Raw genomic sequence first — 14,824 nt, forward strand, 5'->3', positions numbered from 1 at the left:
TGCGGTGCTCAAATATCAAGACATATCTTGCCGAAATGCCGGTTGGTTTCCTGATAGCGAAATGCCTCGACGATTTCCTCCAGCGGAAAATGACGGTCGATTATCGGCCGTAATCCGGTAGCATCAATCGCGCGAATCATTTCCATCTGGTGGCGGCGGCTGCCGACGACCAACCCCTGAAGGCGCAACTGCCGTGTCAGCACCGAGAGCAATGGCAGCGTTCCTGTCATACCGGAAAGGATGCCGATTACCGCGATGTGCCCGCCGATGCGCGCTGCCACCATGGATTGTGCCAGTGTGGCAGGTCCTCCCACTTCAATGACATGATCGACACCGCGTCCCGCCGTCAACCGGCGCACCAGATCGCCCCAATTTTCATGTTTTCGATAATTGATCAGGTGGTCTGCGCCCAGCGTTTCCAGTCGCGCAAGCTTCTCGTCGCTGGAAGAGGTGGCGATTACCGTTGCTCCCGCCATCTTGGCGAATTGCAAAGCGAATACTGAAACTCCGCCGGTTCCCTGAACCAGTACGGTTTCACCCGGCTTCAATGCGCCGTCCACGATCAATGCCCGCCATGCTGTCAATCCTGCGCAGGTAAGCGTCGCCGCTTCCGCATGGCTAAAACCCTTTGGCGCGTGAGTAAATGCAGTTGCCGGCATCGTTACCTGCTCGCGCGCGAAGCCGTCGATGCCATCGCCCGGAACCGTTCCCATGTCGTCCACCTCGGGTTCTCCTTCCAGCCAGGCCGGAAAGAAAGTACTGACAACAGGATCGCCTATTGCGAATTCAGTGACTCCTTCACCCACAGCCACGACTTCTCCCGCCCCATCCGACATGGGGATACGAGGTACTGTGGGCGCCCACATTCCGCTGACTACAGCATAATCGTGATAGTTGAGCGAACTTGCCCGGATTCTGACAGTAATCTCGCCTGATTCCGGTTGTAGTGTTTCGCAAGTGCCCAGTGTTACGCGATCAAAGCCGCCGCCCGGCGCTACATGGATTGCCTTGATGGTCATGATTTTCCTCTTCTCTCTGAAATGCGAACTGGTTGGCTGGCTGACTGGTTGGGCCACGAAGAATATTTAGTGTATATACTTGATCCGGTCGCTAATAAATAGTAACACTCCAGCGGAGGCATGTCGTTACTCGCGGGAATGAAGCGATTCTCGTCTATCCAGTCAACAAGAGGCTGAGCCATCTTTTTCGATGAATAAGGAAATAGATTCATGGAATCCAAATCAATCACCAATACGGCCAATATAATTAATTCGAAGGATTTGTTCGCCCGAATCAATTGGCTCGAGCAGCAATTGAATTACCGGTGTTCCGATGAATACTCGGAAGAGCTAAAGGCGCTGAAAGTACTTATGGAGAATGTTGAAGCCGTCGCCACGGCTTCAACATACGAGCCCGGCTCGGACCTGGTTCGCGACAGTTACCTGGAAGAGTACAAGTCGATGGAAGAGCCAGGCAAAGGAAATGCCCGATTCAATCCCGTCGACTTCGGCGGCGTGGTTTACTGGCTGCGACACTAAGCCGAACCGATAGCGCGCAGGATTTGGTCGAAATTCATCGACAAGGCGCGGAGTACTTGCGGTGGCCCCAATGAAAATATCAGGGGTAAGCCTCAGCAAAAAGTTCGATCTTTTTTTGTAATCAGACTTGTGAAGGAGAGAAAGCCGGACGAGTAACGTGACTGCGAGGCCCACCGGGTTGACTGACATAGCGCCGGGGGGTGTCTATTCCAACTGCGTAAAAAATAGCATAACCAAATAAGGCGGTCTCTGCATTACCCATGCAATGTGCTTCATCGCACAGACCAGACGCGCGCCCCTTTCTATCTTTGCATTCTTCCATAAGCGATTTTCAGGTCAAGAATTGCCTTGTGGCTCTTATTTTCTTATTTCGGAGAATAAAATGGACAATGAACGAATTGTAAGCATGCTTAATAGCCTGATCGAGATCTCACGCGACGGTGCAAACGGCTTCAGGACGTGTATGGACGATGCTGACGACGAGGTGCTGAAGACGTATTTCCAGAACCGCGCGCAAAGTTGCGAAGAAGCGGTGCGAACATTGAGTGCCGAGGTAAGACGATATGGAGGTAACCCAGAGACAAGCGGCAGCGCTGCGGGAGCATTGCACCGCACCTGGGTTGACCTTAAAACCGCGATGACCAGTCAGGATAACCTCGCGGTACTGGAAGAATGCGAACGTGGCGAAGCTGCGGCCGTAGTGGCTTATGAGAATGCGCTGAGGGAAGAAATGCCGGGTGATCTTCGCGCTCTTCTGGATCAGCAATATGAAGGCACAAAAAGAAACCACGACCGTGTCCGGCAGTTGCGCGACCAGGCCAGGCATGGTGTTAAGGCGATTTGAACGACTGCGATAATGCGATGTAGGCCGTTCAATTCCACCTGGTACTCTGATGGAGGTAGGGTTGATGTGAAATGCAGAGTCGCGGGACATTTGACCGAGCTTCAAAAAAAGCCAAAGCCTGGCGGTTGCTTGCAGAATGGCCGTGTGAAAACCTTCGGGCAAATTTCCCAATGAAGTGTCTCAATTCGGCATGGCTCACTAACTGTGACACGACGATATGCGCCGCAGAATGGCCGCAATTTTATAGCACCGAGCTTCCGCACTTCGCACCTGCAAACCCGACCAAGACTTAAGTGGGGAGCAACTTTTAGTGAGAGTTTGAATACTTGAGTGGCTGGAGGCCAATTTCAGATGGGCTACAGTATTCATAGCAGTCGTGAACATACAAATGATTGTAATGCTAGGAACATCGCCTGACGCGTATAACGGTATCGCAACCGTCGTTCGCAACTATCGAGATTTCGGCATTCTGACGGAATGGAAGGTTGCTTACTTGGTAACGCATGTGCAGGGCTCGAGATTTGCGAAGGCGCGCGCAGCTTTAGTCGCACTGTCACAGCTGCTCCGCATGATTCTCATTGGTCAGGTTAGATTGCTTCACGTGCACATGGCCTCCAGAGTAAGTATATGGCGGAAAGTTTTTTTTATACTGACAGGAATGGTCTTTCGTGTTCCTTATCTTGTTCACTTACACTGTTCCGACTTGGTTGAGTTTTTTGAGCATGAGAATGGAAAGTGGGGAAAGTTCATTATGAGATTTGTCTTTACCCACGCGACTTTCGTAATTACCTTGTCCCCAAGCATAGCCAACGCCATTAGAGAGATTGTGCCTACGACGCGCACCGTGACATTGTTCAACTCCGTACCCCTGCCCGCGATGGAAGTTGTCAACAAGGAAGAGCGCGCATCGAAACACGACTCGTGCAAGCCCCCGCTTATACTCTTTCTTGGTCAAGTGGGGAAGCAGAAAGGAGCGTTTGACCTGATCCGGGCTGTTTCTTTGCTGACCGTTAACTTCAAAATGGTTATCGCGGGTGATGGTGAACTGAAGCTGGCGCGGGCACTGTCAGAAGAACTGGGGGTCAGCGAAAAGATTCAATTTACAGGGTGGCTCGAGAGAGCAGAAAAAGATGAGCTACTTGCGCGAGCAGCAATCTTTGTACTTCCATCATACGACGAAGCGATGCCGATGGCACTTCTCGAAGCGATGTCATGGGCGGTCCCCGTTGTCACGACACCCGTGGGCGGTATACCCGAAGTGGTAACGGAAGCGCAAGAGGGACTACTCGTGAACCCGGGCGACGTCCCGGGACTCATTCGTGCTTTGGAGCGTTTGCTCTGCGCGCCATCCCTGCGCCGGATGCTGGGACAAAAAGGTAGGCATAAAATCGAGCTCGAATATTCAATGGAGGTCCTGCGACCTCAGCTCGAACAATTGTGGATCTACTCGGGTGTGCTTGAGCCCGAGTCGGCCGCCCGACGACGACGGGCCTGTGTCTGACGAGTATGCGGGGGAGAGTTATCATTGTTAATTTGTTTCAGACATAGACACGCGATAGTTTCCCATGCTTCGAGCAGAGCATACATTCAAATACAGAGATCCCCCTCGATTTTTGAGTTGAACGCTTCTTTGCGGAGGGTATGTAGGTATCTGTTTCTAACATTCAGGCAGCATGGGAGCAATTTGGGCAGGCAACTCACGCACGAGAAGGATTTAACTCACCGACGTGAGTCGTCCGATTTCGTTCTTGTCAGTAAATGATTGAGGATAAGGATAAGTGCCTGACTAAAAGCACTCTTTTTTTAAGGGGCTCCCTTACCTTGAAGCGTTCAATAGACTTATTCAGCGGATTACTTGGTCTTCTCATTTGTAGTCCATTTATATTACTAATGGCGCTCCTTGTAAGGCTAGATTCACCTGGCAATCCTTTTTTTACTCAAGTACGCGTAGGTAAAAATGGCAAGCATTTTATTATCTTTAAAATACGGACACTATATAGAGAACATTTTGGAATTGTTCCAGATGAGGAAGGGCCCTGCGACTATCGGATTACGAGACTAGGCAAATATCTTCGCGTGTCGAAGCTGGATGAACTTCCGCAACTCTTAAACGTAATCTTTGGCCACATGTCTCTTGTTGGGCCACGTCCTGATATACCAGAGCAAGCATGTAGCTATACCCCTTTTCAGCGTCAGCGCTTATTGATTAAACCAGGATTAACAGGCGTCGCCCAGATCAGCGGAAATACGCTATTATCCTGGCCCGACCGTATCGCGCTTGATATCTGGTACATCAAAAATTGGTCGTGTCTGCTTGATTTCAAGATCATACTATTTACCTTGCTCGCCATCATTCAAGGAGAATCCCTTAATGCTGATCCCTTTGGTCTTCACTCGCAGCTAGCCGACAAAAATAAAACTGTTTCAGTTGAGCGAACTACCGAGTAGGTAACCCACACGCTGAGTTGAGAAATAGTCGAACGTTGCATGTGGCATGTCTATAATTCATTCACCTGAAGCCAAGCGGTCAATGATGCAATACATGGACTGGTACAACCTGCCAGGCCGCGTTCGAGCCTGAGCAAGAAAACATTTGATGAGGATTATTCCGTGATGCTGCCGACTGTTGAATTCACGCGTGAGAATCGGTAGAGATTCCACTTAAAATATCCAAGTCGCTGTTCAAACAACTGGGGCCATTTCTGAGCATTTAGGGCGCAGCTAAAAATGGGGGGAATACGTTTTATTTCCAATAAACATGCAAAAAAGAATACTTTTTCTCGGCGGCTCTTATTTTCAACTTTCACCGATTTTATATGCCAAGCAACAAGGCCATTATGTAATTACCTGCGATTATCTGCCTGATAATCCTGGCCACCGATACTCAGACGAGTATCACAATGTCAGTACAACAGATCAGGAAGCAGTCCTACAATTAGCGCGTCGTTTATCTATAAACGGCATAATAGCTTATGCATCCGATCCTTCAGCGCCTACTGCTGCGTATGTTGCGAATAGGCTAAATCTTCCAGGAAATGCTTACCAATCTACACTTCTGTTAACACGCAAAGATCGTTTCAGGGAATTTTTAGGGCAAAATCGATTTAATGTTCCCTTATGGGCTAGCACTTCTTCGCTTACAGAAACCCAAGATTACTTTAAGTCAATTAATCGGCCAGTAATGGTAAAGCCGGTAGACTCATCTGGAAGTAAAGGTGTATCGAGAGTTACTGATGCGAAAGAACTGCCTACAGCTTATGAACACGCGTTGTCGTTTTCGCGCATAGGAAAAGTAATCATTGAAGAATACATAGAAAGAAAAGGATATCAGATTGCGGGGGATGGCTTCGTACTGGATGGACGGCTTGTGTTTAGATGTTTTGCCCAGGAGCACTTTAATCGCAGCCGAAACCTATTTGTGCCCGTCGGAGAAAGTTTTCCCCTGCAGTTGCCCCAAGCTACGCACGATAAAATACATAAAGAAATTCAGCGACTTTTATCTTTACTAGAGATGCAGGTGGGCGCTTTTAACTTTGATATCGTACTTGACCAGAAGGAGGAAGTATATCTGCTAGAAATTGGACCCCGAAGCGGAGGTAACCTTATTTCAGAAGTAATTAAATATAGCACCGGAATAGATATAGCCAAATTCGCCGTGGATGCCGCCTTGAATTTAGATTACAGTCAACTTGCTCCTTATCCAGTAGCAATGTGCTGTTCCTGCTATATGCTACATACACAAGAAAATGGCTTTTTAAACGGAATAGAATTTGACCCATCTATTAGGACCAACATAATAGAAAAGATACTTTTTGTAAAAAAAGGAACTTTTGTCCAGTCGTTTGAAAGTGCAAATCATGCACTGGGATGCCTTATTCTTAAATTTGATTCCCCAGAAGAAATGCTTGAGAAGATGGAATCCATGACCGAAAGAGTCAGGGTTAAGGTCACAAAAGAACCCGCTTTATCTGCTTAACTCTAATCGTCAGTTATGTCGGGAATTGATAGTTTTAACAACGATCTCGGCTATTCTTTGTGCATCCTCCGTTGAAAGTTCATAGTAATAGGGCAAGCACAATACTCTTTTGGAAATATCTTCGGCTACTGGACAATGCGCGCTAGAATAATAAGGCAATTTATTAAGAGATGGGTAAAAATAACGCCGAGCATGTATTCCTTTGCCCAATAAAGCATCTTTAACAGAAAGCATTCTTTCTTCCGAGGCAAATACCAAGGGGAAATAAGCATAGTTATATGCTACCTCGGGAGAAAGATTGAGAAATTGCACGGACAAATTCTGCAGTAGGGATCGGTATATAAAATCAATTTCTTTTCGTTTTTGAATAAAGTCAGCAACTTTAGGCAGATTGCACAAACCCATTGCGGCATGAAATTCCGAATTTTTCCCATTGATTCCCGCCTCATGAGGTCGGTCATCATCAAGTCCAAAAGCTCGGAGCAGTACACACTTTTGTGCCAATCGCGCATCATTGGTAAAAATGGCACCTCCTTCAACAGTGTGAAAAATTTTTGTCGCATGAAAACTCACGGTCGAAATATCGCCATAGTTGAAAACAGATTGGTTCCGCAGATTGACTCCGAAAGCTTGCGCGCCATCATAAATGACCTTTAATCCATATTTTTGGGCGATATACTGTATTCGACTGACGTTGCACGGATGGCCATAAATGTGAGTTGCCAAAATTGCACTTGTCTTGTTCGTAATCGCAGCTTCAATTCTAGAAGCGTCAAGGCCAAAATTTTTTTCCTCAATATCCACAAATACAGGTTTGCAACTTGCCCATAATATTACGTTAACCGCGGATACATATGAAAATGGGGTAGTAATTATCTCGCCATATGCATCTAAAGATCTTAAGGCAATCTGTAAAGCTACGCTTCCGCTAGATACGTAGCAAACATGGTTTACTCCTAGATATTCTTTTAGTTGATTTTCAAGTTCTATAACCAAAGGGCCATGGTTAGTTAACCAGCCCCGGCTCCAAATCCCTGCCAAGTATTGACTGTATTCTTCAAAAGGCGGAAGATAAGGTTTTGCAACGTTAATCATTATTTTTGAACAGTTTGATTTTTGTATTTAATAAATGATCGCCGTTATCTGCTAGATTAGTATTCGAACCTTATAGCCTTCCTTCCGATTAAACCTGCCCGAGTAGTCGATTACAAGTCCCTCAGCTCTCTCTAAGAAAATCGGCTGCTATCAATTTTTGAGCAACCTCCAAGAATGACACGCTTCTTGCCAATATTCTAGATTTTGCAAGTTATAGTAATCATGTGTTCGGTCAATAATACACTTCTTGTAAGTTAATAAGAAGTAATAAGCTTGCCGGGCTGTAAGACCTTGAAGGTCCGACCGTTAGCAGAATGCATTAGGAGGAACGTTTGCATTTGAACCTTTGATCCACTTTGTTCCTTTGTTCTGCTGCTTTTCTTCCAATGATGGGTTTGGGCTGACTGACCCCCATATTTGAGTCATCGGATCTCCTCTACGTTTGTGTACTCTCTGATCCGCTTGGGTTTCCAGGACCATTCCGAGAGTTAGTTTTCGGCGTTGGTTAAACCGGGACAAGCCTTGGAAGGCCCGCCCGGCGTACAAATTCGGCGGGCGACAGGTCATTGAGAGTCGAGTGAGGCCGGCTCTCGTTGTAGTTCCGCCGCCAGTCCTCGATGATCGCTTTGGCCTCCTCCGGTCCGCCACAAAATCCATGCTCCACGCCTCGTGGGGCTTGGCCGACTTGGTCTTTGCCTGGCGTGTCACGACCATCTGCGGCGCCTGGGCAGTTTCGAGCGAAGCTGCAGTTGCTCTTCGCTATAGAGCCGGTACGCCTGGTTCTTGCCCACCTGCCAGCCTTCACGCTTGAGAAGCACGTGGACGCGCCGGTAGCCATAACGAACCAGTGTCTGCGCACTCTCCCGCATGCGCCCTCGTAATGCCTGCTTCGGGTCTTTGACGCTGTGGTAGTACTGGACGCTGCGCGATTGCTTCATCAACCTGCGAGCCCGCCGCATATTCAGGTCATAGTGGCTCATAATATAGGCCACCACTTCACGTTTCAGCGCGGGCCGGACCACTTTTTTGACGCAACATCCTGCAGAATTGCCTTATCCGGGCTCAGCTCGGCAACCAGCTTCTTGAGCCGCCCGTTCTCTTCTGCAGTTGCTTGAGCTCCCGCACCTGATCCGACTGCATCCCCGCATACTGCTTCTTCCAGCGGTGGAAGATCTGTTCCGAAATCCCCACCTGCCGAATCAGGTCCGCCACCGGCATCCCCAATTCCGCCTGCTTCAATACCGCTACGATCTGTTCTATTGAAAACCGCTTCTTCTTCATGGCAAACACCCCCTTCAAGGTCAAGTTTGCCGAAAAACTCACTCTCTGCCTGGTCCTGAATTCCTAAAGCAGATCACTCCAGCCAACAGGGACCTGGTTCCATGATAGGAACCTGAACTTCACACAAAATCTTGAAGACGGTAAATCTGTGTAGTCGGTATACGAACTCGTGATTTGTTCAAGCTACCTCGATTTCGAAACCCTATCAAATGGGATCGAAAGGATAATGAATTATCGTATCAGCGTCAGCCCCCACAGTCCGCTCCGAAATCACTTCTATTTCGAGACCCGGTGCAACGTCAACGCCCCACCACTTTTTGTTTCCAGCGTTGCAGTATTGCCGCCGGCGCCCAGCTTGAATGAACTCGGATCGTTCCCGGAAAAACCCGCGCAACCATTCGTGTCGTAAGTGAACGACTTGACACTGAAAGCGCCACTGCCGGCATCATAGCTATAGGATGCGAATTCGACACCCGGATCACCGCAGCTTGTATGGCCGGGATGTTCCGGATCTCCCAGAGGGTCAACCACCATGAATTTCCCGTTGGAAAAGAAAAGATAAGTTGGTGTCTTGATGGCTGCAGTATCGACGGCCCAGGCTCCAACGATGCCTTTGGGATCATTCTCCATCTTCGAAAAACGAATCTCCTTGACCTCGGTCTTGATAGGCTCCTTCGAAGAGCTGATTTCCAGCGTGCCGGCAATATGAAAGAGTTCACCGAATAGGCTGGCCTGTTTTCTTTCCCTTGGCACCGTCACAATGTCCGAAGTAATCAAATCGGAGCCATCGGTACGAATTCGCCAGGTTGGTCTCGGGTGGGATAACCCGGCATGAAGATTCGTATCGATTACTGGTTTGCCCGCGAACTTGAATCCTCTCGTATCGAATTCGGATACCTTCGCCGCGCCGTATTCCACGCCGGCCTTGCTGACCAGGTTGCCACCGCACACCCGATTGGCGTCGCAGGAATCGTCAGGCGTAGCTTCCCCTTCGAGGTATTCGCCCGTGCCATCCGCTGAAATGCGGATAATCGAAGCGGTAGCATCATCGTGTTTAACCCAGATGTTGGTACTGAGCAGGCTCAGGCCCTGCGAAAGAAAGTGGGCGTTGGCCTGTTGCGCCGTTTTCACTGCACCCGCAACGCTGCCTGCCTCTCGTGCCTTCTGCAATTCGGTCGATGCCGCGAAGGCAGCGGGATCGCTATCCAGATTAATTGAGGCGGTGACAGCGGCTGCGGCATCCGCCGGAATGGAAATACCATTATCCGGATTGCCGTCCACATCCAGCGACTGCAACAGGATAAGCAGGTTTTGCAGCTTGTTGGCACTATCCCCCGCCAGTTCCATGGGCGTTACGATAGCCGCGCCTTTTACTTTCCCCAGAACCAGGGCGCCCAGCTTGAATTCGACCGTGTCGCCGTGGTTGTACTTGAAGGTTCCATTCTCGTCCGTATTGCCCTTATCGCCGGAAGATGCAGCGTAAGCTACTCCACTCACCGCGGTATCAAGCAATCTTCCGGTAGCCGGGCCTTTTTCCGTTTTTCCACCGTCGCTGCTACCGCTGTCTTTGCTCGAAGAGGGCTCGCTTCCGTCTCCACAAGCCACAAGGGTCAGGGCAAGTGCCAACGGAATCACGCGACTCCAGGCCGATTTTCTTACGTTCTGATTGAATTTCATTCAGGTGATCCATTCCGTATTTTAACGACGCGTTATCATATCAAACTATAGCGCTACAATATCGAGAAGATCAGCCCTTTTCCTGCTCATCCGAATGGATGGGCTTGATGTCTCGATAGACTAAGGCGCAGCCTCTCGCCATAAACCAACAAAAACAGATCTCGCCTGCCCCGCATCGAATCGACCAGGTTCCGCTTCCGCCTTGCAAGAAGACTCGAGAAATGGCGCAATTTTATCGCTTCATCCTTCAGTCGGGAAATTCAATGTTCTGCTTGCGGTCGCCAGCTAACGCGCGGCACCAGACTTGCCGGTATAAGGTTTTAGAAAAGACCCGATGGCCCCAAGATCGGGATACGGCGATGAAATTATCTTATTAACCCCCTGTAGGATTTGAACGATACCTCAAGTATTTTGGCCGGCGCCAAACTCTGCCGCAAGGTCGCCGAGGAGACAACGGTATACGTGATTCATGAATTTGACCGTATCAGCATTTCCGGATTCCCATGATGCCGACCATTCTGCGAACGTGGTGTTATCGGCCGTAACCGGTAACAAATGCAGGTTGCCGACATAATCGCGGATCTCGCTGGATGACATCGGAGTTGGCCCTTCATCCATGGAATACATGATCCGCTTCTCGATAATGCTATAGGCGATCAAGGTATCCAGGAATACGCCGTTCAGTAATCGCTTCGCGCCTACGGTATTTCCATCGCCTTCACCGACCTTCTCACACGAAATGATTACAGACGGCGCCCAGGAGAAGTCATGGAAGTTATTGATTCTAAACCATACTTGCTCGATCGAAGCAGGAACAATGATTGAGTTGTAGACTTTTGGCATGCTTTACTCCACAAGAATGAATAAGCTCCTTTCCGATATCGGAGCCTGTAATAGCATCCGTACGAACAGGTGTCATATTTGAAGGGGAAAATGATAAGCGCTATCTCAATCCCCAACCCATAGGAAGGAAACGCCATGAACAACGTCATGTATTGGGTCACCTTTATTCTTATACTACTGGCCGGATCGGGGGTCTTTGGCACACAGTAAACAGCCGACGAAAAGGCAATGAGGCGGACTTTAATAATGATTGCTCTGGATATGACAGCCTCTATCCTGAATCCTTGCTGAATCTGCTCGCTTGCGCTCGGGATTCTGTTGCCGATATTCTTCTCCATTCGACCCCGTCCGTTCACATATCTATCTTCAATGTGCACGGGGGAAGCCGGGTTAGCTCAAACACGGCCATCCTTTGATCCACTCCCGCGGAGCCAGTGCCGGGCATGCCCCTTGTCTCACCCGTTTTTTTCCGCCATACCGGAAGCATGCCAGGAACGTCCGATGAGCTAAGACGAAGCAAGGCTGTGTATAATTCGAGCGGTAAAACCCAAAGGATGGAGGACTACATTGGGATTTTACAGATTTCTGGTTCAGCATAAGCTGAATCGGCTACTCCCGTATGTGTTATTCATGAAGATCAATACAACAAAACTCAAGGAGAATGACGATGCGCAAATTTTACGCTCTTGCAGCTTCACTTGCTTTTAGCTGCTGTGTTCCCGTTGCACTTGCCGCCGATGGTTCAGTTGCTATTTCCTCACCTCAGGACGGCGCCAAATTCACCCCGAAGACGGACATAGAACTTGTCTATGACATCGCACTCGGAGATAAAGGCGACCATACTCATCTCTACATCGATGACAAGGAAATTTTGACATTACGCAATTTAAAAGGAAGCCATGCGCTGGGGACGCTCCCAGCGGGGAAACACGATATATGCATCAAAGTTGTGAACAAGGCGCATACGCCGATCGGCCCACAAAAATGCGTCAATGTCGACGTAGGATAGACGCATAAAAAGTGTTTGAAAACCTGAACTACGCCATAGTGCAGTTGGCGCACAACTTCGGTGCCGCTGCAGTGGTAGCCCTTCCCATCCTTGCGTTGTATGCCGCGGTGGAAGCGGGTCCGATCCGGCACAGGTTTGCATGGCTGGTAGGGCTGGGCTGGGCGGTTCAGGTCATCAGCGGCATGGGGTTTGGCGCGGTCAGCTATTATTATTATGAAAAGCTGCCCGACTTGCACGGCATAGCCTTTGCCGCGCTGTTGATCAAGATCCTGTGCGCCGCGGGCGGCCTGGGCATTGCAATGCTATATGTGCGGCGCGCCGCCGACTGGACTGCCCAACGGCGGCGCGCCGCCTGGAAACTTCTCGGCTCACTGGGCATAACAGCACTCGCTGGCGCTGCATTCCTGCGCTGGTTTGCCTGAATCTCATTCCAACGTTCCACCCGGGGGCGTGCTCTCCTACCGGGATATTCAAAAGACGATCCAACACGATTATTTTGAATATGACCGCCTTGACCCCCTTTCTCTAACGAGAGCCGACCGATTCGCTTTCATCCACCATGCCGCTGTTCCTGGCGCTCCTCATCCCTTGGCGTTCATACCATGTCATTCAAGGCACGGTGTATGGAAACGCATACAAAAAAGCAATTTCCACTGTTTATTTTTCGATCAAGCCGGATAATTCAACCTAAATCCGGTAGTTGGACGGGGTGGAGTGTGCGGTTTTTGGGGTGCAGAACAGGGCGCAACGACGCGGAATGGTGCGACCGCGCAGGGTGGAGCAGTGCCTTCCGCAGGAAGGTGTGACCTCGGAGCGGGATGCGGGCGTAATGAAACGCGGTCGGCATCCCCTACGCTGCCCGATCCCCGCTTTGCGGGGTCCCTCGTGCAACGCTTCGGGGCGCCCCCTTCCAAGGAGTTGCAACGCAGCCATGTGCCGCAAAAACCGTGCAATCCGCCCCGTAGCGAACTCCCCAAAAAGGTGAAGGTAAAGGCACATAAAAAGTCCTTGCAAACCATAAGGCTAATCAGAAAAATGAGCGGTCAACTGCCGGATTTAGGTTCAAACAAGCAGATTTTAATGGCTGGCAAGTCTGCATCACCTGGTTGAATATCGGAAATCTGGCAAGTCAACAAGCCCCTTTTTTGTGAAGGTAAAGGAGAGATCAATGTCCCACTACGACCCGAAAAAGCACGATCAGAGCGAAAGCTCTCCATCCACCAGCGAGACAAACACTCTTACCGCTACAGCTATTGCCGCGGGCAAAACCGCCGCTTTATCTACCGGCGCTCTTCAGGGAGACATTCAAACCCATTGTCAGAGTGAGCACGACCGTGAAATCCCGGAAGTGGATCTCATGTCCCCACTGACCATACGTGGCGTTACTTTCCGCAACCGGATCGTGATGTCGCCGATGTGCATGTATTCGGCGCAGGAGGGTTTTGCCAACGATTTCCACTTTGTTCATCTCGGCAGCCGGGCGATCGGCGGCGTGGGCCTTGTATTCGTTGAAGCCACAGCGGTCACCGCTGAGGGACGCATTTCACCCGGAGACATGGGAATCTGGAAAGATGAGCATATCCAGCCGCTGGCGCGCATCGCGCAGTTCCTGGACACCCAAGGCGCGGTTCCCGGTATCCAGTTGGCTCATGCCGGACGCAAAGCAAGCTGCGATGCCCCGTGGACCGGTGGAAGCAGCCTGAAAACCGCGGCGGAAGGCGGCTGGCCGGTTATCGGACCGAGCCCTCTGCCCTTTTACCCGGCCGATCCGATACCAACCGCCATGTCCGAAGCGGATATCGAGCATTGTATCTACGCATGGGAAACGGCTACGCGACGCGCGCTGGCAGCGGGCTTCAAGGTGATTGAGCTCCATGCCGCGCATGGCTACCTGCTGCACGAGTTTCTTTCGCCCATCAGCAATCATCGCACCGATGACTATGGCGGCAGCCTGGAAAACCGCATGCGGCTTTTGCTGCGTGTTGCCGGACGGATGCGCAGCATTATTCCTCCGGAGCTGCCTTTTTTCGTGCGAATTTCGGCAACCGATTGGGTGGATGGGGGCTGGGACATCGAACAATCGATCGTTCTTTGCAGAGAACTGAAGGCGCTTGGCGCGGACCTGGTCGACGTCTCCTCAGGCGGCGCAACGCCTGATGCGAAGATTCCCGTCGCCAGAGGCTTCCAGGTCCCGCTTGCCCGGCGCATCCGTGACGAGGTGGAAATCCGGACCGGCGGCGTGGGCCTGATTACCGATCCACAATACGCGGATGAAATCGTCACCAGCGGTCAAGCCGATCTGGTTTTTATCGGCCGGGAATTGCTGCGGGAACCCTACTGGGCACTTAAAGCGCAACACTTCATGGGAGTGGAGCCGACATGGCCGACCCAATATGGCTATGCCGTAAAGCGGCGGGCGAAATAAGCGGGACAAAAAGCAGGCCGCAACACAAGCTCACAGCCATAGTTCAGATTATCTAATTACGCGGCTACTTCCCGTACCTGGGTCGCGTCGTCCCTCGCAAACTTTCCCAACACGGCTGCTTCCGGATGAGTAAGTA

13 protein-coding genes and 1 pseudogene are annotated in these 14,824 nt (G+C 50.3%); 8 read left to right on the forward strand and 6 right to left on the reverse strand.

Annotated features, from left to right (window positions below; genetic code table 11):
* Positions 1-8: 8 nt before the first annotated feature.
* Complete coding sequence (locus BMX66_RS02785) at positions 9-1,019, reverse strand: zinc-dependent alcohol dehydrogenase family protein (RefSeq protein WP_090878153.1); 1,011 nt, start codon at positions 1,017-1,019, stop codon at positions 9-11.
* Positions 1,020-1,229: 210 nt separating this feature from the next.
* Between BMX66_RS02785 and BMX66_RS02790 the strand changes: the two genes are divergently transcribed.
* The 5 genes from BMX66_RS02790 (at position 1,230) to BMX66_RS02810 (ending at position 6,358) form a co-directional block, all read left to right on the forward strand.
* Entirely contained in the window at positions 1,230-1,538 is a 309-nt protein-coding gene (locus BMX66_RS02790; RefSeq protein ID WP_090878155.1) for a hypothetical protein, read from the forward strand.
* A 382-nt stretch (positions 1,539-1,920) separates the two neighbouring features.
* Complete coding sequence (locus tag BMX66_RS02795; RefSeq protein WP_090878157.1) at positions 1,921-2,382, forward strand: ferritin-like domain-containing protein; 462 nt, start codon at positions 1,921-1,923, stop codon at positions 2,380-2,382.
* Positions 2,383-2,779: 397 nt separating this feature from the next.
* A complete protein-coding gene (locus tag BMX66_RS02800; RefSeq protein ID WP_369826959.1) occupies positions 2,780-3,883 on the forward strand; it encodes a glycosyltransferase family 4 protein in 1,104 nt (367 codons plus the stop codon).
* A gap of 320 nt (positions 3,884-4,203) precedes the next feature.
* Positions 4,204-4,830, forward strand: a complete 627-nt coding sequence (locus BMX66_RS02805; RefSeq protein ID WP_199679260.1) for a sugar transferase — start codon at positions 4,204-4,206, stop codon at positions 4,828-4,830.
* Positions 4,831-5,140: 310 nt separating this feature from the next.
* Complete coding sequence (locus BMX66_RS02810; RefSeq protein WP_090878163.1) at positions 5,141-6,358, forward strand: ATP-grasp domain-containing protein; 1,218 nt, start codon at positions 5,141-5,143, stop codon at positions 6,356-6,358.
* Between the two features lie 9 nt (positions 6,359-6,367).
* Here BMX66_RS02810 and BMX66_RS02815 read toward each other — a convergent pair whose 3' ends face one another.
* The 5 genes and pseudogenes from BMX66_RS02815 to BMX66_RS02835 all read right to left on the reverse strand — a co-directional run bounded on the left by BMX66_RS02815 (position 6,368) and on the right by BMX66_RS02835 (position 11,254).
* Positions 6,368-7,453: a DegT/DnrJ/EryC1/StrS family aminotransferase gene (locus BMX66_RS02815; protein WP_090878165.1), complete on the reverse strand. Its 1,086-nt coding sequence runs from the start codon at positions 7,451-7,453 to the stop codon at positions 6,368-6,370.
* A 505-nt stretch (positions 7,454-7,958) separates the two neighbouring features.
* On the reverse strand, positions 7,959-8,117 hold the full coding sequence (locus tag BMX66_RS16095; RefSeq protein WP_090879761.1) for an integrase core domain-containing protein: 159 nt from the start codon (positions 8,115-8,117) through the stop codon (positions 7,959-7,961).
* Positions 8,090-8,734 (reverse strand): annotated as a pseudogene (locus tag BMX66_RS02825) (transposase); the annotation flags it as partial. The pseudogene BMX66_RS02825 and the gene BMX66_RS16095, both read right to left, overlap by 28 nt.
* A gap of 276 nt (positions 8,735-9,010) precedes the next feature.
* Positions 9,011-10,411, reverse strand: a complete 1,401-nt coding sequence (locus BMX66_RS02830) for an adhesin (protein WP_090878166.1) — start codon at positions 10,409-10,411, stop codon at positions 9,011-9,013.
* A 402-nt stretch (positions 10,412-10,813) separates the two neighbouring features.
* Positions 10,814-11,254 (reverse strand): SRPBCC family protein, encoded by a 441-nt coding sequence (locus tag BMX66_RS02835; RefSeq protein WP_090878168.1) that lies wholly within the window; start codon positions 11,252-11,254, stop codon positions 10,814-10,816.
* A 667-nt stretch (positions 11,255-11,921) separates the two neighbouring features.
* Between BMX66_RS02835 and BMX66_RS02840 the strand changes: the two genes are divergently transcribed.
* The 3 genes from BMX66_RS02840 (at position 11,922) to BMX66_RS02855 (ending at position 14,688) form a co-directional block, all read left to right on the forward strand.
* Positions 11,922-12,263 carry a hypothetical protein gene (locus BMX66_RS02840; RefSeq protein ID WP_090878170.1) on the forward strand — a complete coding sequence of 114 codons (342 nt, stop codon included), beginning with the start codon at positions 11,922-11,924 and terminating at the stop codon, positions 12,261-12,263.
* An 11-nt stretch (positions 12,264-12,274) separates the two neighbouring features.
* Positions 12,275-12,685 carry a hypothetical protein gene (locus BMX66_RS02845; RefSeq protein ID WP_090878172.1) on the forward strand — a complete coding sequence of 137 codons (411 nt, stop codon included), beginning with the start codon at positions 12,275-12,277 and terminating at the stop codon, positions 12,683-12,685.
* Between the two features lie 746 nt (positions 12,686-13,431).
* Positions 13,432-14,688 carry an NADH:flavin oxidoreductase/NADH oxidase gene (locus BMX66_RS02855; RefSeq protein ID WP_177168720.1) on the forward strand — a complete coding sequence of 419 codons (1,257 nt, stop codon included), beginning with the start codon at positions 13,432-13,434 and terminating at the stop codon, positions 14,686-14,688.
* Positions 14,689-14,824: the final 136 nt, after the last annotated feature.

It is taken from the genome of Nitrosovibrio sp. Nv6, assembly GCF_900110495.1.
Lineage (GTDB): Bacteria > Pseudomonadota > Gammaproteobacteria > Burkholderiales > Nitrosomonadaceae > Nitrosospira.

What these genes read in the sequence shown, in the direction of transcription:
- BMX66_RS02785 (WP_090878153.1), bottom strand. Translation starts at nt 1,019, where the DNA reads ATGACCATCAAGGCAATCCATGTAGCGCCGGGCGGCGGCTTTGATCGC.
- BMX66_RS02800 (WP_369826959.1), top strand. Translation starts at nt 2,780, where the DNA reads ATGCTAGGAACATCGCCTGACGCGTATAACGGTATCGCAACCGTCGTT.
- BMX66_RS02855 (WP_177168720.1), top strand. Translation starts at nt 13,432, where the DNA reads ATGTCCCACTACGACCCGAAAAAGCACGATCAGAGCGAAAGCTCTCCA.
- BMX66_RS02795 (WP_090878157.1), top strand. Translation starts at nt 1,921, where the DNA reads ATGGACAATGAACGAATTGTAAGCATGCTTAATAGCCTGATCGAGATC.
- BMX66_RS02810 (WP_090878163.1), top strand. Translation starts at nt 5,141, where the DNA reads ATGCAAAAAAGAATACTTTTTCTCGGCGGCTCTTATTTTCAACTTTCA.
- BMX66_RS02835 (WP_090878168.1), bottom strand. Translation starts at nt 11,254, where the DNA reads ATGCCAAAAGTCTACAACTCAATCATTGTTCCTGCTTCGATCGAGCAA.
- BMX66_RS02790 (WP_090878155.1), top strand. Translation starts at nt 1,230, where the DNA reads ATGGAATCCAAATCAATCACCAATACGGCCAATATAATTAATTCGAAG.
- BMX66_RS02840 (WP_090878170.1), top strand. Translation starts at nt 11,922, where the DNA reads ATGCGCAAATTTTACGCTCTTGCAGCTTCACTTGCTTTTAGCTGCTGT.
- BMX66_RS02830 (WP_090878166.1), bottom strand. Translation starts at nt 10,411, where the DNA reads ATGAAATTCAATCAGAACGTAAGAAAATCGGCCTGGAGTCGCGTGATT.
- BMX66_RS02815 (WP_090878165.1), bottom strand. Translation starts at nt 7,453, where the DNA reads ATGATTAACGTTGCAAAACCTTATCTTCCGCCTTTTGAAGAATACAGT.